The organism is Streptomyces sp. NPDC020742, assembly GCF_040641675.1.
In the GTDB taxonomy this organism is placed as follows: Bacteria; Actinomycetota; Actinomycetes; order Streptomycetales; family Streptomycetaceae; genus Streptomyces.
The window spans coordinates 46,096-68,868 of the sequence record NZ_JBFAEA010000029.1 but is presented as its reverse complement, the minus strand read 5'-3'; the positions used below and the strand labels follow the sequence as shown (position 1 = coordinate 68,868).

General features: G+C 72.5%; 22 protein-coding genes and 1 pseudogene. 11 read left to right on the top strand and 12 right to left on the bottom strand.

Annotated features, from left to right (window positions below; translation table 11 throughout):
* Nucleotides 1-72: 72 nt before the first annotated feature.
* Together AB0G84_RS31710 and AB0G84_RS31705 are read right to left on the bottom strand one after the other, a co-directional pair.
* Nucleotides 73-894, bottom strand: a complete 822-nt coding sequence (locus AB0G84_RS31710; RefSeq protein WP_361328501.1) for a PhzF family phenazine biosynthesis protein — start codon at nt 892-894, stop codon at nt 73-75.
* A 246-nt stretch (nt 895-1,140) separates the two neighbouring features.
* Nucleotides 1,141-2,037, bottom strand: a complete 897-nt coding sequence (locus AB0G84_RS31705) for an NAD(P)H-binding protein (protein ID WP_361328498.1) — start codon at nt 2,035-2,037, stop codon at nt 1,141-1,143.
* A 228-nt stretch (nt 2,038-2,265) separates the two neighbouring features.
* On the opposite strand from AB0G84_RS31705, the gene AB0G84_RS31700 reads away from it, so the two are divergent.
* Complete coding sequence (locus tag AB0G84_RS31700; RefSeq protein WP_361328495.1) at nt 2,266-3,273, top strand: AsnC family transcriptional regulator; 1,008 nt, start codon at nt 2,266-2,268, stop codon at nt 3,271-3,273.
* A 160-nt stretch (nt 3,274-3,433) separates the two neighbouring features.
* On the opposite strand, the gene AB0G84_RS31695 is transcribed toward AB0G84_RS31700, so the two are convergent.
* Nucleotides 3,434-4,066, bottom strand: coding sequence for an HAD-IA family hydrolase (locus AB0G84_RS31695; RefSeq protein WP_361328492.1), 633 nt, complete (start codon nt 4,064-4,066; stop codon nt 3,434-3,436).
* Nucleotides 4,067-4,360: 294 nt separating this feature from the next.
* Between AB0G84_RS31695 and AB0G84_RS31690 the strand changes: the two genes are divergently transcribed.
* Complete coding sequence (locus AB0G84_RS31690) at nt 4,361-4,987, top strand: PadR family transcriptional regulator (protein ID WP_361328489.1); 627 nt, start codon at nt 4,361-4,363, stop codon at nt 4,985-4,987.
* Nucleotides 4,988-5,173: 186 nt separating this feature from the next.
* On the opposite strand, the gene AB0G84_RS31685 is transcribed toward AB0G84_RS31690, so the two are convergent.
* The gene (locus AB0G84_RS31685; protein ID WP_361328486.1) at nt 5,174-5,602 is read right to left on the bottom strand and encodes an SRPBCC family protein; all 429 of its coding nucleotides are present in this window, start codon (nt 5,600-5,602) and stop codon (nt 5,174-5,176) included.
* A 458-nt stretch (nt 5,603-6,060) separates the two neighbouring features.
* Between AB0G84_RS31685 and AB0G84_RS31680 the strand changes: the two genes are divergently transcribed.
* From AB0G84_RS31680 to AB0G84_RS31670, 3 genes are all read left to right on the top strand, one after another.
* Nucleotides 6,061-6,588, top strand: coding sequence for a Clp protease N-terminal domain-containing protein (locus AB0G84_RS31680; protein ID WP_361328483.1), 528 nt, complete (start codon nt 6,061-6,063; stop codon nt 6,586-6,588).
* A gap of 60 nt (nt 6,589-6,648) precedes the next feature.
* The gene (locus tag AB0G84_RS31675) at nt 6,649-7,791 is read left to right on the top strand and encodes an EamA family transporter (RefSeq protein ID WP_361328480.1); all 1,143 of its coding nucleotides are present in this window, start codon (nt 6,649-6,651) and stop codon (nt 7,789-7,791) included.
* A gap of 232 nt (nt 7,792-8,023) precedes the next feature.
* The gene (locus AB0G84_RS31670) at nt 8,024-9,001 is read left to right on the top strand and encodes an EamA family transporter (protein WP_361328477.1); all 978 of its coding nucleotides are present in this window, start codon (nt 8,024-8,026) and stop codon (nt 8,999-9,001) included.
* A 128-nt stretch (nt 9,002-9,129) separates the two neighbouring features.
* Here the strand turns inward: AB0G84_RS31670 and AB0G84_RS31665 are convergent, their stop codons facing one another.
* Nucleotides 9,130-9,789 carry an FMN-binding negative transcriptional regulator gene (locus AB0G84_RS31665; protein WP_361328474.1) on the bottom strand — a complete coding sequence of 220 codons (660 nt, stop codon included), beginning with the start codon at nt 9,787-9,789 and terminating at the stop codon, nt 9,130-9,132.
* A gap of 8 nt (nt 9,790-9,797) precedes the next feature.
* Complete coding sequence (locus AB0G84_RS31660) at nt 9,798-10,463, bottom strand: pyridoxamine 5'-phosphate oxidase family protein (protein WP_361328471.1); 666 nt, start codon at nt 10,461-10,463, stop codon at nt 9,798-9,800.
* A 35-nt stretch (nt 10,464-10,498) separates the two neighbouring features.
* On the opposite strand from AB0G84_RS31660, the gene AB0G84_RS31655 reads away from it, so the two are divergent.
* Nucleotides 10,499-11,830 carry an aminotransferase class I/II-fold pyridoxal phosphate-dependent enzyme gene (locus tag AB0G84_RS31655; protein WP_361328468.1) on the top strand — a complete coding sequence of 444 codons (1,332 nt, stop codon included), beginning with the start codon at nt 10,499-10,501 and terminating at the stop codon, nt 11,828-11,830.
* 42 nt (nt 11,831-11,872) lie between these two features.
* On the opposite strand, the gene AB0G84_RS31650 is transcribed toward AB0G84_RS31655, so the two are convergent.
* Entirely contained in the window at nt 11,873-12,985 is a 1,113-nt protein-coding gene (locus tag AB0G84_RS31650) for a DMT family transporter (RefSeq protein ID WP_361328465.1), read from the bottom strand.
* A 74-nt stretch (nt 12,986-13,059) separates the two neighbouring features.
* Between AB0G84_RS31650 and AB0G84_RS31645 the strand changes: the two genes are divergently transcribed.
* Nucleotides 13,060-13,977, top strand: coding sequence for a LysR family transcriptional regulator (locus AB0G84_RS31645; RefSeq protein ID WP_361328462.1), 918 nt, complete (start codon nt 13,060-13,062; stop codon nt 13,975-13,977).
* A 202-nt stretch (nt 13,978-14,179) separates the two neighbouring features.
* Here the strand turns inward: AB0G84_RS31645 and AB0G84_RS31640 are convergent.
* Nucleotides 14,180-14,344: pseudogene (locus tag AB0G84_RS31640) on the bottom strand (IS5/IS1182 family transposase); the annotation flags it as partial.
* 133 nt (nt 14,345-14,477) lie between these two features.
* On the opposite strand from AB0G84_RS31640, the gene AB0G84_RS31635 reads away from it, so the two are divergent.
* Nucleotides 14,478-14,681 (top strand): lipopolysaccharide assembly protein LapA domain-containing protein, encoded by a 204-nt coding sequence (locus AB0G84_RS31635; RefSeq protein WP_361328460.1) that lies wholly within the window; start codon nt 14,478-14,480, stop codon nt 14,679-14,681.
* Nucleotides 14,682-14,687: 6 nt separating this feature from the next.
* Here the strand turns inward: AB0G84_RS31635 and AB0G84_RS31630 are convergent, their stop codons facing one another.
* Complete coding sequence (locus AB0G84_RS31630) at nt 14,688-15,698, bottom strand: aldo/keto reductase (RefSeq protein WP_361328457.1); 1,011 nt, start codon at nt 15,696-15,698, stop codon at nt 14,688-14,690.
* 363 nt (nt 15,699-16,061) lie between these two features.
* On the opposite strand from AB0G84_RS31630, the gene AB0G84_RS31625 reads away from it, so the two are divergent.
* The gene (locus AB0G84_RS31625) at nt 16,062-16,565 is read left to right on the top strand and encodes a DUF1877 family protein (RefSeq protein ID WP_361328454.1); all 504 of its coding nucleotides are present in this window, start codon (nt 16,062-16,064) and stop codon (nt 16,563-16,565) included.
* A gap of 543 nt (nt 16,566-17,108) precedes the next feature.
* Here AB0G84_RS31625 and AB0G84_RS31620 read toward each other — a convergent pair.
* From AB0G84_RS31620 to AB0G84_RS31610, 3 genes are all read right to left on the bottom strand, one after another.
* The gene (locus AB0G84_RS31620) at nt 17,109-18,530 is read right to left on the bottom strand and encodes a carboxyl transferase domain-containing protein (protein ID WP_361328451.1); all 1,422 of its coding nucleotides are present in this window, start codon (nt 18,528-18,530) and stop codon (nt 17,109-17,111) included.
* Nucleotides 18,523-19,983 carry an acyl-CoA synthetase gene (locus AB0G84_RS31615; RefSeq protein WP_361328448.1) on the bottom strand — a complete coding sequence of 487 codons (1,461 nt, stop codon included), beginning with the start codon at nt 19,981-19,983 and terminating at the stop codon, nt 18,523-18,525. Before AB0G84_RS31615 ends, AB0G84_RS31620 begins: the two co-directional genes overlap by 8 nt.
* A gap of 157 nt (nt 19,984-20,140) precedes the next feature.
* Complete coding sequence (locus tag AB0G84_RS31610; RefSeq protein WP_361328445.1) at nt 20,141-20,605, bottom strand: pyridoxamine 5'-phosphate oxidase family protein; 465 nt, start codon at nt 20,603-20,605, stop codon at nt 20,141-20,143.
* 406 nt (nt 20,606-21,011) lie between these two features.
* Between AB0G84_RS31610 and AB0G84_RS31605 the strand changes: the two genes are divergently transcribed.
* Both AB0G84_RS31605 and AB0G84_RS31600 read left to right on the top strand, forming a co-directional pair.
* Entirely contained in the window at nt 21,012-21,659 is a 648-nt protein-coding gene (locus AB0G84_RS31605; RefSeq protein ID WP_361328442.1) for a cysteine hydrolase, read from the top strand.
* Nucleotides 21,660-21,891: 232 nt separating this feature from the next.
* Nucleotides 21,892-22,437, top strand: a complete 546-nt coding sequence (locus AB0G84_RS31600; protein ID WP_361328439.1) for an AAA family ATPase — start codon at nt 21,892-21,894, stop codon at nt 22,435-22,437.
* Nucleotides 22,438-22,773: the final 336 nt, after the last annotated feature.

Sequence of the window (22,773 nt, the reverse complement as noted above, 5' to 3'; positions counted from 1 at the left end):
CCTCGCGCTCGTGGGAGGGCCTGGCGGGCTGCCGGCGGCGGCTGCCCGTACGCAGCGCGGGGCGGGCGACCGTCAACCGGCGGCCAGCAACTCGCCGTCGATGACCGTGACCGCCGAGCCGGTCAGCAGTGTGCGGTCGCCGCGCAGCTCGGTCCGCACCAGGCCGGTACGGGCGGCGCCCTGCAGGCCGACCAGGCAGGCGCGTCCCAGCCGTGCCGACCAGAACGGGGCGAGGGCGGTGTGCGCACTGCCCGTCACCGGGTCCTCGTCGATGCCCACGGCAGGGAAGAAGCAGCGCGAGACGAAGTCATGGCCGCTCTCGGGGTCCGCGGCCCGCGCCGTCGCGATCACGCCCCGGCCGCCGTGCCCCGCCAGCGCCTTGAGGTCCGGGGCCAGCGCCCGTACGGCCTGCTCGTCGGCCAGCTCCACCAGGAGATCGCCCACGTCGGGGCCGGTGTCGTGGGCCGAGCGGATCTCGGTGCCCAGTGCGGCGGCGACGACCGGCGGCACCTCGACGGGCGTCAGCGGCGCGGTCGGGAAGCCCATGGTGATGCCGCCGCAACCGTCGGCCGTCGTGGTCAGCACCCCGCTACGGGTGCGGAACCGGACCGTCCCGGTGGCCTTCCCGGTGGTGTACAGGACGTGCGCGGTGGCCAAGGTGGCATGTCCGCACATGTTCACCTCGGCGGTCGGGGTGAGCCAGCGCAGCGCCCAGTCGGCCTCGCCGCCCGCCGGCAGGGGGTGCGCGAAGGCGGTCTCGGAGAGGTTCACCTCGGTGGCGACCTGCTGGAGCCAGGCGGTATCGGGGAACGCGGCGGAGTCGAGGAGCACGACCCCCGCCGGGTTGCCGGCGAACGGGCGAGTACTGAAGGCATCGACGATACGAATCCTCATGGCCGCGAGCGTATGCGGGCCACTGCGTCACCGGCCAAGGCCACTTCCGGGAAATTGGCCATGGGGGTGGACGGGCAGGGGTGCGGGGGAGCGCGGGGCGGATCTTGATGTACGGGGCGGATCTTGATGTACGGAGGGGGTGGGGCGTACGGGGCGAGGGCCGGCCCGCGTACGGGGTGGACCGGGCGTACGGGGCCGAGGGGCGAACGGGCGTACGCGGCCGGGGCGGGCCGGACGTGCGGGCGATCAGCGGAAGTCGTCCATATGGTCGCGGACCCAGGTGCGGTAGCTACGTGCGGGCGTGCCGGTGACCTCCTCGACCGTGGACGTCAGGGCGGGGCGCGGACCCTTCAGCATCGCGGCGTACCCGTCGAGGAGGGGCTCCACGAACGCGTCGGGAAAGCTCTCGTCCGCCAGGAGGCGGCCGCGTGCCGAGGCGCGGGTCAGTTCCTGCCAGCGGAGCGGGCGGCCCACCACCTCGCCGATGATGCGTACCTGTTCCTCCTGGGTGAGGACCTGAGGACCGGTCAGGGTGTGGGTGGCGCCTCCGTGGCCGCTCTTGGTGAGGGCCCGCACGGCCACGTCGGCGATGTCCGCCTCGTGCAGCAGGGCCATCGGCACCGCCCCGTAGGCGCCGGCCACCACGTCGGCCCGGCGGATCTGGTCGGCCCACCACAGGGTGTTCGCGGCGAAGGTGCTCGGGCGGAGGTGCGTCCAGACGAGTCCGGACCGTTCGATCAGCCGCTCGACGGTCGCATGGGACCGGCCCACGGGATGCGTCTGCCGCTCGGGAGCGACTCCGTCCTGAACCGCGCCGGACGACAGGAGGACGATCCGGCGGGCGTGCCGTGCGGCCGCGTCCACCACCGCGGGGGCCTCCTGCGCGCCGTGGAACGGCCACATCAGGAAGACCGCGTCGACTCCTTCCAGCGCCCGCTCCAGCGTGTCGCGGTCGGCCAGGTCGCCCCGGCACACCTCGACGCCGTCGGGGAGCCCGGCGGCCGTGGGCCGGCGGGTCAGCGCCCGCACCCGCGGTGCGGTGGCCGGTGTCCCCTCCGGACCGTGTGCCAGGAGTCGGGACACCACCTGGCGCCCCACGTTTCCGGTCGCTCCCGTGATGAGGATCCTGCTCTCGGGGGCCATTGCTGCTCTCCTTGTCTTCGTGAGCCACGTGAGCCACGTGAGCCACGTGAGCCTCATGGGCTTCGTGGGCCTCAGGCCTTACGGGTGTGCCGACCGCGTGCTGGTGCCTCCATGCCGGTGCCGGTGCCCCAGCCTTGGCGGCACCGTCACACGATCACCCCGTATGGACGGAACGCCCCAGCCGTCGAGCAGACTTCGCAGGAAACCGTCATGTCATAGCGTCGTTCGATGGAAACCGTCACGCTCCCCTTGGATGACATCGACCGCGGCCTGATCCACGCCCTGCACATCGACGGGCGGGTGCCGTTCCGCACCGTCGCGGAGGTCCTCGGCGTCTCGGAGAACACCGTTGCCCGCCGCTACCACCGGATGCGCTCCGCGGGCGCGCTGCGCGTCGTCGGGGTGGTCAACGGAGTGGTGCTGGGCCACACCTCGTGGGCGCTGCGGCTGCAGTGCACCCCCGACGCGGCCGGGGCCCTCGCCGCCGCGCTCGCCGCCCGACCCGACACCTCCTTCGTCCACCTCCTGTCCGGGGGAACGGAGATCTCGTGCAACGTCCAGACGCCGTCCGCCGCCGAGCGGGACGCGCTGCTGCTGCACAAGCTCCCGCGCACCGGCCGGATCACCGCCGTCTCCGCACATCTGCTGCTGCGTGCCACCGCGCTGCCCGGTGACTGGTCCGGGGCGGCCCGACTCTCAGCGGAACAGGTCGCCCGGCTGCGCCCGGCGGCCCCCGCGGCCACCCTGCGTGCGCCGGTCGAACTCGGCCCGCAGGACCGGCTGATGTTGGATCTGCTCGCCCATGACGGACGGGCCGGCTACCGTGAACTCGCCGCTGCGACGGGCAGCGCGGACTCCACCGTCAAGCGCCGTCTGGACACCCTGCGCGGCTCCGGCACCCTCACCTACGCCGTCGACATCAGCCCTGCGACGCTCGGCTTTCCCACCGAGGCCCGACTGTGGATGTCCGTACGGCCCTCGGGATTGGCGGCGGTGGCACAGGCCATGGCGGGGCACCCGGAAGTCTCGTTCGCCGCCCTCACCACCGGCCCCAGCAACCTCGTCGCCGCCGTCAACTGCCGTAGCTCCGACGACCTGTGCCGCTACCTCACCGAGCGCGTCGCCGGCCTGGACGCCGTCCGTTCCGTGGAGACGGCCCCGGTCATCCGCACCCTGAAGCGCAGCGGGAGCGCCGTCGGCGCCGGAGCCGGCCGCGTCGTTGTCCCTCCGCGCTGACCACTTCGGCCGGGGAGCGGTGGCAGGGGTCGGGGGGTCGGGGTCGGTGGCATCGACGATGAGGGCATTGACCTGCAGGGGGGAGTCCGCCATGCGCTCGATCCTCTGATCGGGGACCCATCCTCCGGGAGCGAGGTGACGGACGCGAGAACGGGCCAGTTCAGGTGTCCAGCAGGAAGCCCAGCGGCCCCCGAAGATCGGCAGGTTCGCGGTAGTGCACGCCAGTCATCCCGAGCCCGGCTGCGGCTTCGATGTTCTCAAGCCGGTCATCCACAAAGAGGCACCGGTTCATGGCGACACCCGCCTGCTTGGCCGCGATCTCGTAGATTTTCCGGTCCGGCTTGGCCACCCCCACCCGGGCACTGCTGACGACGTGGTCTGCGAAATCCGCCAGGCCCAGCGACGCCAGGTCGTCCTCCAGTTCCACGGTCGCGTTGGTCACCAGCACCAAGGGCAGGTGCGCCCGCACCTGACGGAGCAAGCCCACGACAACGTCGTCGGCCCAGAACGGCGCCTCGGCGAGCGCCGTACCCAGCTCGTGCGCCCGGGTCTCCGGCACCTGTCCTGCGAGGCCGGCCACGATGGACTCCACCCACTGCTGCTTGGTGATCGCGCCGAGGAGCAGCGGCAGGTCCCTCTCCGGTGCAAATGCCACCCTCTCGGTGGTGCCCTCCGCCAGCCCCGCACCACGCTCCAGGCTTGCCAGCTCCGTCGTGTCGTAGAAGCGGATCACGTTGTCGAGGTCGCACAGCACTGCGTCGAAGGGCCTGCTGGAGATCTTGGAAGTCGTCACTGCCTCTGGATAACACAGCGACGAGTAGGCAGCCGTGGCCCCGTGTGATCTTGTCCCTGGTCTGCGAACCGGCGCACGTCAGGACGCAGGCGAAGCCGTATGAGTCGGGCGAACGCGTCGGCGAACCAGGTCATCTGAGATCGCGAGCAATCGGACCAGATCGCCTGAGACAAGGGTCAGGTCATCTGAGACGGGACGGGGTGTTCGTACGGTCGGGGTCTTGCTTCGGCGAACAGTCCCGATATATCGTTGAGGCATCGCGACTGATCAACGATAGAAAGGGAGGACGCCATCATGCGTTCCCACGGACATGAACACGGACATGGACATCGGCATGAGGACTGCGGGCCCGGGCGCCATGGCGGCCGCGGCGACTTCGCGGGCGGCTGGGAGCGGCGGCGCTCCGCGTTCGGGCCGTTCGGTCCGCCCTTCGGCGGCCCGCCGTTCGGTGGCGGTCGGGGGCGCGGCGGGCCGCGTGGCCGGGCGCGCCGCGGTGATGTGCGGGCGTCGATACTGGCCCTGCTCAAGGACCGTCCGATGCACGGCTACGAGATGATCCAGGAGATCGCCGAGCGCAGTGGTGGGGCGTGGAAGCCCAGCCCCGGTTCGGTCTATCCGACCCTCCAACTCCTGGAGGACGAGGGGCTGATCGCCAGTGCCAGTGAGGGCGGCAAGAAGCTCTTCTCGCTGACCGATGCCGGACGCGCCGAGGCCGACAGCGGTTCGGACGCCCCTTGGGAAGAGGCCGGCCGCGGCGTCGACTGGGAGGCGATGAACGAGATACGGAAGGCGGGCGGCGGCCTGGTCGAGGCGTTCCGTCAGGTGTGGGCCACCGGCACTCCCGAGCAGCGGGAGAAGGCCATGGCGGTGGTCAACAAGGCCCGCAAGGAGCTGTATCTGATCCTCGCCGAGGAGGACTGAGCGCAGCCCGGAGGGGCGAGGGGGTGCGGAGGGGTGAGGAGGGGGGCGGGGCCGTCGCGTCGGCGGCCTCGCACGGTGTCCCATGTGCTCGGGTGCTCGGGTGCTCGGGTGCTCGGGTGCTCGGGTGCTCGGGTGCTCGGGTGTCGGGGTGTCGGGGTGCGCGGGCGGTCAGGTGGGTGGGGCGGCTCAGGTGCTCAGGTCGCCGAGCCTGCGCAGGGACTCGTTCAGTGCGGCGCTCGCCGAGTCCTTGAGCTTGCCGGCCATCAGGGAGACGGCGGCGCCGGTGAACGTGCTGTCTGCCCGTACTTCCGTTGCCCCGCCGTCCGGTGTGAGGGAGTAGCGCATCCCCAGGTGGACGCCCATCGGGCCCTCGCCCGTGAGGGCCAGTAGTCGGCCCGGTTCGAGTTCCTGCACGGTCCAGGTGACCTCCGCGGGGAAGCCCATCAGCTTCATCTGCTCCTGGTAGACCGCGCCCGTCTCCAGCGTCTCCGGGCCGCCCTTGGGGAAGGCGGTGTGGGTGGTGTTCCACTCCCCGTACGCGGTGAAGTCCGTGAGCCGGGCCCAGACCTTGTCGGCCGGAGCCTCGATGCGGGCCTGGGCGGTGACATCGGCCATGCGATCACCCCTTCGGTGACGGTCCTGGCTGGTGCGGCGGAACGTAGCCGCGCCGGGGTGAAGGTTCAAGGGGCACGACGGCTCGTTCTGATGATGCGTCAGATATTGGTCGATCCTGAGGCGGCCGCTGGTGGGCTAGTCGGTGCCCGGTGGGGAGAGCCGGGGGCGTGTCCGTTCGCGGGGTGGTCGGGCCCGTCGGGTGCCGGCCGCTTTGTCCGGGGTCGGGCGCACGGGAGGAGTGTGCCGGGCGCCCGGCGGGTAAGGGCTCCACGGCGGTGTGGGGGCGGAGTTCTGGGCGGCAGTTCCGGACGATCGGATTCCACGGCCCCCGGCGTGCCCCTTGCTGGATCTCCTCCGTAGGGAGGAGATCTCCCGGTGCCGTGCGCAACCAACGTGGGATGCGCGAATGCTCCCCGGCGGGGATGTTCCACCGCCCAGGGGCTGGTGGGGTGGAAACCGTGCAAAACCGTACTGCGTACAGCAGTGGCGACGGCTCCGCCCACGAGGGCCTCGACGCCCAGCTCACCGTCGGTCTCGCGTCGGTGGTCTCCGCCGCCCGCAGGCGGGCCACCCGCGACGGCGACCACCAGGTGGACACCGCGCACCTGCTGCACGGCCTGCTGGAATCCGACCCCGCGGTACGCGCGGCCTTCGACGGCAGCCCCCAGGTGGCCCGGCTGCTGGGCTACCTCGTGCAGCGCAGCATCGGCTACGGGCTCCAATGGCACGGCACCGTGGAGGACTCCGGCGCGGTCCCCGTGGTCACCGATGGTGTCCCCGGTTGGTCACCGGCTGCGGCCGCTGCCCTGGACGGCGCTCTCGACCGTGCGCACGCCCGCTACGACACCCGTGCCGGCTGCCTGGACCTGCTCGCCGCACTGGTCGACGACGCCGAATGCCGTGCCGTCGAGGTGTTGCAGTGGGCCGCGGTGGACACGGCCCGGCTTGCGGCCCGACTGGATGAGGAACGCCCCGACCAGGACTGACCGGGAACGGACAGGGATCTCCGGGGTGACGCTGCTGACGGCGGCTGCCATGATGGCCCGATGCACGCGTCATCCGGGAGCCCGGGTCCGTCGACCGGCTCGGACCAGACAATTCCAGGGCCCTCGGCGGACCGGCCGGCGGCGGCCGGGCAGGCGCCCCACCGCGGCGGGACGCGGCGGGGGCGCGGCGCCGGGCTGGGGATCGCCCTGGTGTCCGCGCTGGCCTTCGGCGGTTCGGGGGTGGCCGCCAAGCCGCTGATAGCCGCCGGTCTCGAACCCCTGCACGTCACCTGGCTGCGGGTCGTCGGCGCCGCGCTGGTCATGTTGCCCCTCGCCTGGCGCCACCGTGAGCTGCCGCGGCGCCGGCCGGCCCTGGTCGCCGGGTTCGGGCTGCTCGCCGTCGCCGGCGTACAGGCCTGCTACTTCGGCGCGCTCTCCCGTATCCCGGTCGGCGTCGCGCTGCTCATCGAGTACCTCGCGCCCGCGCTGCTGCTGGGCTGGATCCGGTTCGTGCAGAAACGGCCGGTCAGCCGTGCCGCCGCGGTCGGCGTGGTGCTCGCCGTCGGCGGTCTGGCCTGCGTGGTGGAGGTGTGGTCGGGGCTGAGCTTCGACGCCCTCGGCCTGGCCCTCGCCCTCGGCGCGGCTTGCTGTCAGGTCGGCTACTTCGTCCTCTCCGACCAGGGCACCGACGACGAGGAAGCCACCGATCCGCTCGGCGTCATCGCCTACGGTCTGCTGATCGGCGCCCTCGTCCTCACTCTGATCGCCCGCCCCTGGACCATGGACTGGCCGGTGCTGGCCGGCGGCGCCGAGATGAACGGCGTCGAGGTGCCCGCCGCGGTGCTGCTGGCATGGATCGTGCTGGTGGCGACGGTGACCGCCTACCTCACCGGCGTGGTGTCCATCCGCCGGCTCTCTCCCCAGGTGGCCGGCGTGGTGGCCTGCCTTGAAGCGGTCATCGCGACGCTGCTTGCCTGGGTGCTGCTGGGGGAGCACCTCTCCGCACCGCAGATCGTGGGCGGCACCGTCGTCCTGGTGGGAGCCTTCATCGCCCAGTCCGCCAAACCGGTGGCGACGGAGACGGTGGTGGTGGCCGGAGCGGGAGCCGGAGCCGGGGCCGGTGCCGGAGGGGGCGTGGCGCCGGCACCGACCGGCGGGGCCGCGTCCCCGGAGCCCGACAGGAGCACCGGCCACCTGCGGTGACGTCGACCACCGGCCACCTGCGGTGATGCCTTGTCGGCCGGAAGGTGCGCCGCATAGGGTGGCGTTCATGCATGTGACTGTGCTGCCCCCTCCCGCCGCGTAACGCGGGCGGCGGCCTCCGAGGACTTCCGGCCCGGACAGGATCCGGGCCGAGTGTCGCTGCCTGCACACGGGCCCACGCGACCACTCCGCGGCGCACCGCGCCGTGCCGGATACCCGGAGCACCTCACTCATGCATGCCACTCCCTCCTCCGCCCTGCCCGTGGGCCGGGGGCTGCTGTACGTGACCGTCGCCGCGACCGCCTGGGGCACCGCGGGGGCGGCCGCCGCCCTCCTCTACCGGGGCAGCGGCCTCGGGCCGCTCGCGCTCACCTTCTGGCGCACCTCCGGCGGGCTGGTGCTCCTGCTCGCCGTCCGTGCGCTGCTGCGCCGCCGCGTCGGCCGCGGTGCCACTCCTGCCCCGTACGAGCCGTTGCGCCGCCGCCTCGCCAGGACCGTCGTGACCGGCATCGCCCTCGCCGTCTTCCAAGCCGCCTACTTCGCCGCCGTCGACACCACCGGGCTGGCCGTGGGCACCGTCGTCACCATGGGGGCGGCGCCCGTCCTCATCGCCATCGGGGCGCGGGTGATGATGGGCGAACGGCTCGGTGTGGGCGGTGTCCTGGCCGTTGCGGGTGCCCTGGCCGGGCTGACTGTCCTGGTTCTCGGCGGGGACGGTGCGGCGACCGTGCGTCCCGACGGCGTCGGCTGGGCGCTGCTGTCCGCGGCCGGATGCGCCGCCATGACGCTGACCACCCGGCGGCTGGGCCGGGGCGGCGGCAACGATCCGTACGCCGCCACGCTCGGCGCCTTCGCGGTCGGCGCGGTGTGCCTGCTGCCGCTCGCGGCCGTGGAGGGTCTGTGGCCGCAGCCGCACGGTCTGGGCCGGAGCCTGTGGCTGATGGCCTATATCGCGGCGGTGCCGACGGCGCTGGCCTACGGGCTGTACTTCGCTGGATTGGCCGCGGTCCGTGCCGCGACCGCGTCCGTGATCTCGCTGATCGAGCCGGTGTCGGCCGCGGTGATCGCGGTGCTGTTCCTAGGGGAGCGGCTGACGACGGCAACCGCCGTCGGAACCGGTGTGCTGCTGACGGCCGTTGCGGCCCTGGCGGTGACCGAGGCACGCGGGGCGGTCGCGGCCGCCCGGTCCGCGGCTGCGGTGACGGGCTGACGGGCCGACGCCCGCTGACGGGGGGTGCCCGGCCGGTGTGTGCCGGCCGGGCACCGTGGCGGGTGGCCGGTTTCCGATGTGTGCGGCGGGCGCCCCGCCGGGTGGCCGGTTTCCGGAGTGCGCCGCCTTCAGAGCGTGGGCGTTCTGGTGGCCGTGGCCGCCGTCAGCCGGCGCTGCTGATGGGCGCGGGCCGCCGCGTCGCCGGGCCCGTTGCGCTCGGCGAGGTGCGCCGAGACGCGCTGCTGGACGGCCGCGCTGCGCTTGCCCCCGTACTTGAACTTGGCGTGGACCTCCGTCACTTCGAGGCGCAGGCCACGGATCCCGGACAGCAGCCGGCCGTACGGGGCGGCCTCCGCGGCGACCGGCGCCGAGCCGCCCTCCGGCTGGAAGTGGCCCACCTGCCGCTGCAGCAGCGCCGCCTTCGCCCCGGGCTCGTCCACCACGTGTGCGGTGCAGACCAGTTGGACCGCGGCGTAGAAGCTGGTCGGCACGCCGTGCTCGGGCGGCTGGTCCTCGGCGGCCTGCCACGGGCCGGGGATGAAGGTGTAGTCGTCCACCACGCTGAGCAGCACCGTGGGGCGGTCCGCCAGCGCACTCCAGATCGGATGGGGTCGGGCCAGATGGGTCACGGCCTCGCGGCGCTCGGGGTCGTAGGCGAAGTGCAGCGGCTGCACCAGCGGTGGTTCGCCGGGCGGGCCGTTGGCCGCCAGCTGCCCGAAGTCATGTGCCGCGAGCCAGCGTTGCCACTCGGCGTCGTCGGCCGGGGCGTCCCAGGGGTGGATCAGCACGGCGTTCCTCAGCGGGCCGTGAGGTAGGCCGGCACGGGGGTGCCGGGCGCGAGGTCGTCGGAGGGGATGGGGGCACCGTAGACCGGCGCCACGGGCAGGACGCCGCTCCAGTACGGCAACGTGAGGTCTTCGGGCTCGTCGTCGGGGCCGCCGGTGCGGATCTTGGCGGAGACCTCCTGCAGGTCGAGCCGGATCACCGCGGTGGCGGCCAGCTCCTTGGCGTTGCCGGGGCGGGAGTCCGCGGCGCGCCCGGGCAGGACGTGATCGACCAGCGCGTCCAGCGCGGCCGACTTCTCCTCCTCGTCGATGACCTGGTAAGCGGTGCCGTGCACCACGACGGAGCGGTAGTTGATGGAGTGGTGGAAGGCGGAGCGGGCCAGGACCAGGCCGTCGACATGGGTGACCGTGACGCAGACCGGGAGGCCGGGGTCCGGCGCCGAACCGGCCATCCGCAGCGGGCGGGATCCCGTCGAGCCGTGCAGGTAGAGACGGTCGCCGACCCTGCCGTAGAGCGTCGGCAGCACGACCGGGGACCCGTCGTGGACGAAGCCCAGATGGCAGAGGTGGCCCGCGTCGAGGATGGCGTGCACCGTCTCGTGGTCGTAGGCGGCGCGCTCGCGGGCGCGGGTGGGGGTCGTGCGCCCGGTCGGTTCGTACGACTCGGCTGAGGTCATTGCCAGCTCCATTGCACTAGTGCATAATATTGTTTGTGCTAGGAGAGTATCGGATCGAAGGGCGGCGCGCATCGGAGATTGCCGCCAGCGTCGAGCGAGCCATCGGTGCGGGCGAGCTCCAACCGGGCGAAGTCCTGCCGCCACTCAGGGAGTTGGCGGTCTATCTGGAGGTGAATCCGAATACGGTCGCATCCGCCTACCGCACCCTCCGCGACCGAGGGGTGATCGAAACCGCGGGCCGGCGCGGCAGCCGCGTCCGTCCCCGGCCGGCGAACACCGCACGCGAGGCACTGCGGGTGGACGTGCCGGCGGGCGTCCGGGACGCCTCCGACGGCAACCCCGACCCGACCCTGTTGCCTCCGCTGGAGCGGGCGCTGGCCGAGGCCGCGGCGCGCAGCGTCCGACGCCCGGTGCTCTACGGCACGCCTACTGTCGACGAGGACCTGGCGGCATTCGCCCGCTCCGCCCTCGCCGCGGACGGGGTGACCGAAGGCCCCGTCGCGATCACCAGCGGCTCGCTCGACGCCATGGAGCGGGTGCTCACCGTCCATCTGCGACCCGGCGACACCGTGGCGGTGGAGGACCCGGGGTGGGGCAGCCTGCTCGACCTCATACCGGCCCTCGGCCTGCGCCCCGCGCCGGTCGGTGTGGACGACGAAGGCCCGCTGCCCGAGGAGTTGGCGCATGCCCTGCACGGTGGTGCCCGCGCCGTCGTCGTGACCGACCGGGCGCAGAACCCCACGGGCGCCGCGGTCAGCCGCGCCCGGGCCGACCGGCTCCGGGCGTTGCTGGCCGACCACCCCGACGTCCTGCTGATCGAGGACGACCACGGGCACGGCATCGTGGACCTCCCGCTCCACCCGCTCTCCGGCGTCACCGACCGCTGGGCCCTGGTGCGTTCCACGGCCAAGGCCTACGGCCCGGATCTGCGGCTGGCTGTGCTCACCGGCGACCCCGAGACGGTGGACCGGGTGCGCGGCAGACAGCTCCTGGGGCCCGGCTGGGTCAGCCATCTGTTGCAGGACACGGTGCTGCATCTGTGGCGGACCTCCGCGGTGGACCCGACGGCGGTGGCCGGAGCGTACGGGAGGCGCCGGGACGCGTTGATACGCGCCCTGGGCGAGCGTGGAGTGCCCGCGCGGGGGCGCAGTGGCATGAACGTCTGGGTGCCGGTACCGGACGAGACCGGTGCGGTGGCCTGGCTGCTGCACTCCGGCTGGGCGGTGGCCCCGGGCGCGCGCTTCCGCCTCAACTCCCCGCCCGGCATTCGCATCACCGTCAGCGGCCTTGCGGACGAGGACATCGTGCCGGTCGCCGACGCGGTCATGGCGGCCACGGGGGCGGGGGAGTCGCGGCGGTACGAGTAGGGGGTGCGAGGGGTGGCGTGGGTCGGGGCCGGGGGCTGCCGGTCAGTCGGCGGGCGTGGCCCGTGGGGTGGCGGACGGGCGGGGCCGGCCCTGGGTGAGGGCGGCGCCCACCAGGATGATCAGGGCGCCGACCGGGGTGTTCCAGCTCAGCCGCTCGCCGAGCAGGACGACGCCGGCGGCCGTGGCGATCATGGGCACGAAGTAGGTGACCATCTGCGCCGTGGTGGGGCCGACCTCGGCGACCAGACCGTACTGGAGGAGGAAGGCGACGCCGGTGCCCAGGGCGCCGAGCGCGAGGACCGCGAGCAGCGGCATGACCGGATAGGCGGACGGTGCGGTGGTGAACAGCGGGGTCACCACGGCCAGTTGGGCGGCTGCCAGCACCATCTGGGTGCTGGACATGGCGAGGTGGGAGTGGCCGGCGCCGGCCAGGGTGCGCCGGACGTAGATCCAGCCGACGGGGTAGCTGAGGGAGGCGCCGAGCGCCATCACGGTGCCGGTGGGGTCCGTACCGGTGAAGCCCTGCCAGGCGCCGAGCACGGTCAGTACGCCCAGGAAGCCCATGCCGAGTCCGGCCACCCGGCGCCGGGTGGGTCGGTCCTCGGAGAGTGCGACGACCGACAGCGCCATCCCCCACAGCGGGGAAGTGGCGTTGCAGATGCCGGCCAGCGTGGAGGGGATGGTCAGCTCGGAGTAGGCGAAGAGGGAGAACGGCAGCTCATTGAGGAAGAACGCGGCAACCGCCAGATGCCCCCAGGTGCGGGCGGAGCGGGGCAGCCGCTCCCGCCTGATCGCGAGGATGCCCAGCAGCACCAGCGCACCGCAGACCACTCGACCCAGCGTGACCTGCAGCGGGGCGAAGGCCTGGGTGCCCACCTTGATGAAGAGGAAGCTGAAGCCCCAGATCAGGGCGAGGGTGGCGAAGCGCAGCCGCCAGTCGAGGCGGCGGCGCACCGGACCGCCGGCGGTACCGTCCGCTGCCGGGGCTGCCGGGGCTGCCGGGGCTGCCGGGGTGATCGGGGTGACGTCCGTGGCTCGCGGGGTGCCCGTGGTCCGCGGGGTGCCGGTGGACCGGGTGGCGGCGGGGTGCGGATCGGCGGGCGGCGAGGGGCGCATAGGGGCGGCAGCCGACGGTGCGCCGGTGGGGGTGCTCATGACGTTTACGATGCGGCGTACAACTTCGTAGCACAAGCGAGTTTTTGTGCTGGGTATCGATTAGCATTGCTTATATGTTGAACCTCGATCGCCTACGGACGCTGAGTGCGGTCGCCCGCCATGGCTCGGTGAGCGCTGCCGCGGACGGGCTGCATGTGACGACCTCGGCCGTCTCGCAGCAGATCGCCAAGCTGGAGCGGGAGACCGGACAGCAACTGCTGGCGAAGAACGGGCGCGGAGTGCGACTGACCGACGCCGGACGGCTGCTCGCCGACCACGCGGTGCGCATCCTCTCCCAGGTCGAGCTGGCGCAGGCCGAACTGGAGGCGCACCGTGGGCAGGCGGTGGGCGAGCTGCGGATGGGGGCCTTCCCCACTGCGGCACGGGGCCTCTTCCCGCTCGCGCTGGCCGCCCTCCGTGCCGAGCACCCCCAACTGCGCGCGGGGCTCACGGAGATGGAGCCGGATGCCTCCGTACGCGGAGTGGTCCGCGGCGATATCGATCTGGCGGTGGTCCTGGACTGGTACAACCGGCCGCTGTCGCTCCCCGAGGGGCTGGCCAAGGCACCGCTGCTGGACGATCCGGCCGATGTGGCGATGCCGTCGGCGCACCCGTTGGCCGGGCGGCGTTCGGTGGAGCTGGAGGAGTTCGCGGACGACGAGTGGATCTCCTGGCCGCAGGGGGAGTTCTGCAGCGAGTGGCTGCTGTTCACGTTGCGCAGCAAGGGCATCGAGCCGCGTATCGCGCACATGGCGGAGGAGCACGGCACCCAACTCGCCCTGATCGCAGCCGGATTGGGGGTCGCGGTGGCGCCCCGCCTCGGCCGCGGGCCGGTGCCGGAGGGGGTGAGCGTGGTGCCCGTACGCCGTACGATGCGCCGCCATGTGTATGCGATCTGGCGGGCGGACGCGGACCGTAGGCCCTCGATCCGGGCCGCGGTGGGCGCGCTGCGTGCTGCCGGCGAGCGCATCGAGGACCGCGAGGACTGCTGAGCCCGGGCCGCCGGGGTGGACGGGCCCCGGGGTGTCTGGAGGGACGGGCGGAGGCCGTCCTGGCGGCGCCGGGCATCCCGGCGTTGAGAGACGGGCATCTCGCCGTCAGTGCCGTCGAGTAAGAGATTCCGCGGGTAGAGGACAAGGCGTCATGGTCGGCGGGCTGGCCGTGTGTCCCAGCGTTGGCTGGTCCAGGCTTCGCGTACGAGCCGCCGAAGACGAGTTTCGCGACGAGCTTGTCGAACACGATCCGGTCCGGGATCCGTGGGTTGTGACAGCCCCACGGATGTGTCTCGAGATGCGGTGGCAGGAGGGCCTCGAACTGGACCCACAAGGGCTCGATCGCCCATGCTTCGACGGCGGGCACCGGTGCTCCGATTTCAGATGTAGAGATGTCATAGGAGTCCCACGTCAAAACGGATCCCGGTGCCCACGTCACATCAGCCTGACGCCCCTACCCGCGAAATCTCTTACCAACTGACCAAACTCAGGAGCAGTCGGTGGACGTCAGCTACTTCGGTGCCCACGGGCACGTTCCGCTGCGCGTGGCCCTGCTGCTGGCCGCGGCGGCGGGCATCCTGCTCACCGCGCTGGCGGGCAGCGCGCGGATCATGCAGTTGCGCGCGACCGCCCGCAAGCACCGCCGGGCCGACCACAGGGCTGTGAAGGCCGAGGCCAAGGACTCGTCGAAGGCCCGGCGGTAGCCCAGACTACCGGGAGCCCGCCACAGGCTGCGGCTTGTAGAAGGATTCCTCCAGGTAGGCGGCCTCGTGCGGCTGGTAGGGCTCCTCCAAGTAGGCGGCCTCGTCTTCGTCGAGTTCGACGTCCACCGCGGCGACCGCGTCGGCCAGCTGGGCCGGCTTGGTGACCCCGACGATGGGCGAGGTCACCGCCGGGTTGCGCATGACCCAGGCCAGGGCGACCTGGGCCGGGGACAGGCCCCGCTTGCCCGCGATCTCGTGGACGCGCTCGGCCACTGCCTGGTCCTCGTCGCGGTAGAGGATCTTGCCGCCTTCGTCGGTCCCGGCACGTGCCGTGGTGGTGTCCCGGGCCCGCGTCAGCCTGCCCCGCGCCAGTGGGCTCCACGGGATCACGCCGATGCCCTGGTCGGCGCAGAGCGGGAGCATCTCCCGCTCTGCTTCTCGGTGGATGAGGTTGTAGTGGTCCTGCATCGACACGAACCGGGTCCAGCCGTTCAGGTCAGCCAGGTACAGGGCCTTGGCGAACTGCCAGGCGTGCATGGAAGAGGCTCCGATGTAGCGGACCTTCCCGGACTTGACCGCGTCGTGCAGCGCCTCGAGGGTTTCCTCGATCGGGGTGTCGTAGTCCCAGCGGTGGATCTGGTACAGGTCGATGTAGTCGGTCCCCAGTCGCTTCAGGGAGGCGTCGAGCTCGGCGAAGATCGCCTTGCGGGACAGCCCGGCGCCGTTCGGGCCGGGGCGCATCCGCATCCAGACCTTGGTGGCGAGAACGACCTCCTCGCGCCGGGTGAAGTCCTTGACCGCCTGGCCGACGATCTCCTCGCTGCCTCCGGCGCTGTACCCATTGGCGGTGTCGAGGAAGTTGACGCCGCCCTCAAGGGCCTGCTTGATGATGTCCCGGCTGGCGTCCGCGCCCAGCGACCAGGGCTCGCCGCCCCGGTCCGGCTCGCCGAAGCTCATGCAGCCGAGGGTGATGGCGGAGACTTCCAGTCCGGTCGTTCCGAGTTTGCTGTATCGCATGCTTCCGAAGCTAGGAGTTGGGGTGCGCTCTAACGCAATACGTCTCGGTCTGGAATTCGGAGGCGTGGGGCATGTGCGCCCTGTCAGGTTTCGACCGTTTCGGCCAGACGTACCAGAGAACCCAGTGGTAGCGAGTAACAAACTGTCAATTCTCGGCCGATTGCGTGGGGCACTACTCAGCCCCCCCCGACGGCAAAACCGCCCTCGCGGGTCCGTCGCCATGACCGATCATCGCTCGATCACTAAGAGATTCCGCTGGTCCGGGCGGCGGTATCGCGGCGCTCGCGACGCCCTACCCGCGGGATCTCTAAGTTCTGTCCGTTCGGCCCGACAGGCGGGCCTCGAAATCGAGGACTCGTCGCTGTGAGCATCCACATGCACATGCACATGCGCGCCGTCGCGGAATCCGAGATCCGGGACGACCACACCTGGCTTGCGGCGTTCATGTCCGAGGCTTGGGACAACCACCCCGACGAGTACGCAGCGGGCATCGCCGTCTCGATCGACAAGGTCTGGCATGCCGTCAATGACCTCTACGCCGCTGCCGATGTCCTCGATGCGGATGCCGTCAAGCCCTGGGAGCTGCCGATTTACGGCGGGCGCCCCGTGGCACACAGCGCCGATGCCGACCCCTCCAACCTGCCCCTGGGGATTCTGGAACCGCCTGGGGTGTCACAGGCCGCAGGCTTCCTCGCGAGTGTCTCTTTCGACGAGCTGTGGAACGTCGCCGGTGCCAAGCTCGTCTGGTCCGGCTGGGACGAGGCGCAGGTCAGGCAGGAGTTCCTCGACCATCACAGGTGCCTTCAAGGGTTCTACGGGCAGGCGGCTACAGCAGGCCACGCCGTGGTCAGGGCGGTGTGGGCTTGAGACGTGGTCGGGTGCCGGTCACAGCCATTCGTTGACGGCGGCGACCAGCAATGTCGCTCCGTAGCGAACAGCACGTTCGTCGTATCGCGTGGCGACGGCCCGGTGCCGCTTCAGCCGGTTGATGCCGTACTCGACGGCGTGCCGGGCCTTGGAGTCCTCCGGGTCGAACTTCGGTGGACGGCCGCCGCGGGAGCCGAGCTTTTCCGATTGCGGGCCTGGTCGGCCTTGTCGGGGATGGTGCAGCGGATTCTAGGTCTGCGCAGGTGAGCGCGGTTTTCCCGGGAGGCGTACGCCTTGTCGGCGCGCACGCGATCGGGTTGTCGGCGCGCACGCGATCGGGCCGAGTGTGCGGCCTGCCCGGCCCCATGCGGGGCGCGCTGACCTTGTTCAGGACGGGCTCGAACTGCGGGGAGTCGCCGCGCTGTCCGGCTGTGACCACGATGGACATGGGCTTCTGTCCCTGCTCGGCGGCCGGGAGCAGCTTGGTGGTCGGGCCGCCGCGGGAGCGCCCGAGCCCATGGTCGTCCGGCTTGAGACGTGCCCTCAAGCCACCGGGACGATGCCGCGGATGACGCCCAGTTCCAGCAAATCCTGTGGCCGAATGCGGAGTTGACCGGCGGTGTGGTGGAGCTGTCCCTCGTCCCGTTTGAGGATGGCGGTGGCGAGTTCCGGGGCGATCACCGAGAAGTAGCTGTCCGGTGTCGCCCAGAGCCGGCCCGGTGCGGCCAGTGCCAGCGCGCCGCCCGAACCGCCCTCGCCGATGAGCAGGGACGTCACCGGTACCTCGGCAGTGGCCAGCGCCGCGAAGGTGTCCGCGATCGCCGCGCCCGCGCCGGCCCGCTCGGCCGCGGCGTCGTTGGCGGCGCCCGGGGTGTCCACCAGAGTGAGCACCGGGGTGCCCAGGCGGCCGGCGAGCCGGACGAGCCGGGCGGCCGTACGGAAGCCCGCCGGGCGGGTGGCCGTGCCGCATTGGGCGGCGAAGGCGACGGTCCGGCCGTCCCGGCGGCCGAAGCCGCAGCGTATGCCGGGGTCGACGCCGCCGCAGCGGTCGCCGCTGATCTCCTCCCACTCGTCGAAGTACGCCCGCAGATAGGCCTGCGCGCGCGGGCGCCCGGCCGCGCGGGCGCGCTGTACCGCCGCCCAGCCGGAGTCCGGTAGTTCCGCGGAGCCGAGCGCCTCCGGCGGCGGTGCCGGCGCGACGCCCGGGCCACCGGGCACCCGCGGGGGTTCCAGCAGCCGCAGCCACCGCCGGAGCGTCGCACGCAGCCGGTCCGGCGGCACGACGGCATCTACCTGGCCGGACTCCCACTGCCCCGCGGCGGAGTAGGCGTACGGGTCGGCGTCCGGCGGCCGGACCCGGGAGCCGGCGAAGCCGATCTGGGCGCCCGGAAGCGCGAGGATCACATCGGCGGCCGCGCCGAGCGTGGCCCAGCCGCCGCCCGTCGTCGGATCCCGTAGTACGGCGATCTGCGGCAGCCCCGCGGCGCGGTTCAGCGCCGACTGCCGAGCCACCCGCTGGAGCTGGGACAGCGCGCGCATCCCCTCCTGCATCCGGCTGCCGCCCGTGGCGATCAGCGAGACCACCGGCAGCCGCCGCCTCCGGGCCTCGGCGCAGGCGGCCTCCAGCAGGTCGCCGGTGCGCACGCCCAGGGAGCCGCCCAGATAGCGGAACTCGAAGGAGAGCACGATCATTTCCGTACCACCGGTCACGGCCAGCGCCGTCACCACCGACTCGTCCTCACCGGTGCGGGCGCGGGCCCGTGCCCGTGCGTCGTCATAGCCGTGCCAGCCGAGTGGACCGTCCGACCCCTCGGGCGGACCGTTCGGCCCCGAGGGCGGACCGTTCGGCCCCGAGGGCGGACCGGCCGGCTCCGGCGGGGCCGGGAGCTCGGTGTAGGAGTCCGTGACCGCCGCCAGTGCCTGACGTGCCGTCAGGCGAGTGCAGGGCGGGCCGCTGTCACGCATGGAGCTCTCGCTTCATGACCTTGCCCATGTCGTTGCGCGGCAGCGCCTCCAGGAAGTGCACGGTGCGCGGGCGCTTGTGCGGCGCGAGCTGGCGGGCGACGTGGTCGGTGAGCTCCTGGGCGGACGGCCCCGGACCCGCCTCCGGGCCGCTCTCCCGCACGACCCAGGCGACGATCCGCTCGCCGAGGTCCTCGTCGGGGACACCGGTGACCGCCGCCTCGGCGACCCCGGGGTGCGCCAGCAGCGCATTCTCGATTTCGCCGGCCCCGATCTTGTAACCGCCGCTCTTGATCAGGTCGGTGGCCTTGCGCCCGACGATCCGGTAGTTGCCGGACGGGTCGCGGACCGCCATGTCGCCCGTACGGAACCATCCGCCGTCGAAGGCGGCGGCCGTGGCGTCGGGGCGGTTGAGGTACTCGGTGAAGAGGTTCGGGCCGCGGACCTGGATCTCCCCGACCGTCTCCCCGTCGTCCCCCTCCAGCGGCCGGCCCGCGTCGTCGACCAGCCGGACGTACACCCCCGGCAGCGGCACCCCGACCGTCCCCGCCGCCTCCGGGCCGTCCGCCCGCACACTGGTGATCATCAGCGTCTCGGTCATGCCGTAGCGCTCGACCACCCGCCGCCCGCAGGCCGCGGCGATCCGCTCGTGGTCGGTCAGCGGTAGCGCGGCCGAACCGGACACCAGCAACCGGGCTCCGGCCAGCGCCTTGGCCAGTACCGGATCGCGGCCGGCCTCGGCGGCCAGCCGGTGGTACATGGTCGGGACGCCGAACAGCATGGTGCCCTCCCCGGACAGCTCCCGGGCGACCGCGTCGGTGCTGAAGCGCCCGAGGTGGTGCACCCGTCCGCCGCGTCGCAGCGGGCCGAGAACGCCCAGGATCAGGCCGTGGACGTGGAACAGCGGCAGGCCGTGCACCAGGACGTCGTCGGCGGTCCACTGCCAGGCATCCTGGAGGGCGTCCAGGGTGTGCGCGAGGGCCCGGCGGGGGAGGACGACGCCCTTCGGCGGGCCGGTCGTGCCGGAGGTGTAGACGATCAGGGCGGGGGTCTCCTCGCCCGGTTCGTACGGCAGCGGCGCCGGCACGATCCCCTCGGGCGGCTCGGCGGCCTCGACGTCGATGCGGGGCAGTGCCGCGAGCGGTTCCGGCAGCTCGGCGCCCGGTTCCGCCAGGACGAGCGAGGGTGTGCTGTCCGCCACGATGTGCGCCAGCTCGCTCGCGCCGATCTTCGGGTTCACGGGGACGGCGGCCACCCCGGCCAGCAGCGCGGCCACCACGCCGACCGAGGTCTCCAGCGTCGGGGTGGCCCAGACCGCGATCCGGGCCCGGCCGGCGATCCGCTCGGCGAGCGCGCCCGCCACCGCCGCCAGCTGGCGATAGCTCAGCGCGCGGTCGCCGAAGCGCAGCGCGGGCGCGGGCGAAGCCTCGCGCAGTGCGGGGAAGAGCACGTCCACCGGATCTCCTTCGTCCTCGTCGGCGCCCGGCCCGAGGTGGCCGGACCGGCCCGTTCCGCACCCTGCCCGGCGCGGAACCGGCTGACTCCCACCACTCTCGCAGAGACCACCGACAAGCCGACCGCCCACCGTCGTCACCGACCGTGGTCCGGCCCCCTCACCCCGGGATCTTGCGGAAGTCCCACGACACGACGGTGTCCGGGAGCAGCCGCAGCCAGGCGTGCCGTCCGTCGTGCGGCAGGGCGGCCGCCCCGAAGTGCTTCTGCGCGAACAGTCGCTCCGGGGCGTCCAGTTCGGGGCACGGTTCCCCGGTGCGCGGCGCCTCGCCGACGAACTCCGCGCGGCCGGTGAGCTCCACGCCGCGCAGTTCGCCGTAGGCGTCGCCGTCGTCGACGAGCACCGCGAGCCGCGGGTCCTTACGCAGCTGGGCCCATCGCTTGCTGCGGGTGAGCGAATACAGCCACAGCGCCGTCCCGTCCCAGGCGAACCACAGCGCCCCGACGTGCGGCGCGCCGTCGCCGCCGACCGTCGCCACCCGGCAGGTCCGCTGCTCGGCGAGGAACGCGTCCAGCTCGCCCCCGGTCATCATGATCCGGCGCCCGCGCCGCTGTGTGTCGGCCATCGGTCCTCGCCTCCGCTGCACCCGTGTCCGGTACCGGCCCTACTCGAAACTGACTGAGCGTCAGAAAGCATGGACGCTCTTCCCGGTGGACGCAATGCCCGCTACCGTCGCCCGCCTCGAAGGAGCCCCGGCGGCGGCCCGCGCCACCGGGGCCCCGGGCAAGCCGCAATGCACCACACGACGAAAGGCATCGCAGCGGAACACCCCATCGCCACGCACTCCATCGCCATGCACTCCATCGCCGCGCGCCCCATGGCACGACCCCATGGCACGACCCCATGGCCACGCCGCATCTCACGGCCGCATCGCGACTCGGCATCGCCGCACTGCGCCACTCGACCGCATCGCGCCCGCACGACCGCATCGCGCCCGCATGACCGCATCGGACCACCGGAGAGGACCCGCCATGGCACCGGACGCCGTACGGCTCGACGAGTACCTCGACCCGGCCTCGACGGTGCTGCTCACCGTCGAGTGCCAGCGCGGCGTCGTCGGCCCCGACAGCGCGCTGCCCGAACTCGCCGCGGTGGCCCGCTCCTCAGGGGCGCTGGCGAACGTCGCCCGTCTGGTGGCGGGCGCCCACGACGCCGGTGTCCAGGTGGTGCACGCGGTCGCCGAACGCCGCCCCGACGGCCGCGGTGCCAGCCGGAACGCCCGGCTGTTCAGGGCCGCCGAGCGGCTGCCGGTGCAGCAGACCGCCGGATCCACCGCGGTACGCGTCGCCGACCCGATTCCGGTGTCCGAGGGGGACCTGGTGGTGCGGCGGCTGCACGGGCTCTCGCCGATCGCCGGCACCGAGGTGGACGCGCTGCTGCGCAACGTCGGCTGCCGGACCCTGGTCGTCACCGGGGTGTCGGCGAACGTGGCGGTGCCCAATGCCGTGTTCGACGCGGTCAACCTCGGCTACACCGCCGTAGTGCCCACGGACGCCATCGCCGGAGTACCGGCCGACTACACCCCCGCGATGGTCCGCCACACCCTCGCTCTGGTCGCCACCCTCACCTCCACGGATGCGGTCCTGAGCTGTTGGCGGCGGCCAGGGCACGGCCGCTGACCCGTCCGACCGCTGCCCCGTCTGACTCCTGCCCCGTCCGCCCCCTGCCCCGGCCGGGCACTGACCCGTAGGCCGCTGACCCCGGCCGCTCACCCGGCCCGGCAGACGGGGCGGGAGCCCCGCCGGGAGCCCGGCCGCGGGGGCACACGGCCCCCGGACGATGCCGCCGCAGCCGGACACCACCCCGACGGCACCCGTCAGTGTCAGTGGCCGTCGGTAGCGTGGAACCGTGATGGGGACCGTGAGGGTGGGCACCGAAGAGACCCGGCTGGTCGTACTGCGCGGAAACAGTGCGTCGGGCAAGTCGTCGGTCGCGGCCGGCCTCCGTGACCGATTCGGCCGCGGCCTGGCCCTCGTCGGGCAGGACAACCTCCGCCGGATCGTGCTGCGGGAGCGGGACCGCCCCGGCGCGGCGAACATCGGCCTGATCGACACCGTGGCCCGCTATGCCCTCGACTCCGGGTTCCACGTCGTGGTGGAGGGCATCCTGTACGCCGACCACTACGGCGAGATGCTCCGGCAGCTGCGCGCCGACCACCGCGGCCCCACTCACGGCTACTACCTCCATGTGCCGTTCGAGCAGACCCTTGCCCGGCACGCCACCAAGCCCGACCTGGCGCACATCGGCGAGGCCCAACTGCGCGACTGGTACCGGGAACTCGACCTGCTGCCCGGCGGTGTGGAAACCGTCATCGACGCCGAGAGTTCCCTGCCCGAGACCATCGACCGCATCCTTCTCGACACCGGACTGGCCGGCCTCCCGGTACTCGACCGCTGACCCGTCCTGCCACCCGGGCCGTGGGCCCGTGGGCACGTCCCGGAACGGCCGGGGAAGCGATCTTGACCGGTCGGCCGGACAATGGGCGTGACGGAGCCGTTCTCGGACCAACGGTGCCGCTCCAAGGCTGCACGGAGCGGAGCCGTTCTCGGGCGAAGAGAGCCGCTCCCAGACGACACGAGCGGAGCCGTTCTCGGGCGAAGAGAGCCGCTCCCAGACGACACGAGCGGAGCTGCTCTCGGACGAACAGAGCCGTTCTCGGACGAACGGAGTCGCTCTCAGGCGCTGCGCGCTTCCGCGGCCGCCCCTGCCGGAGGAGCAGGACGCGCCCCGCTC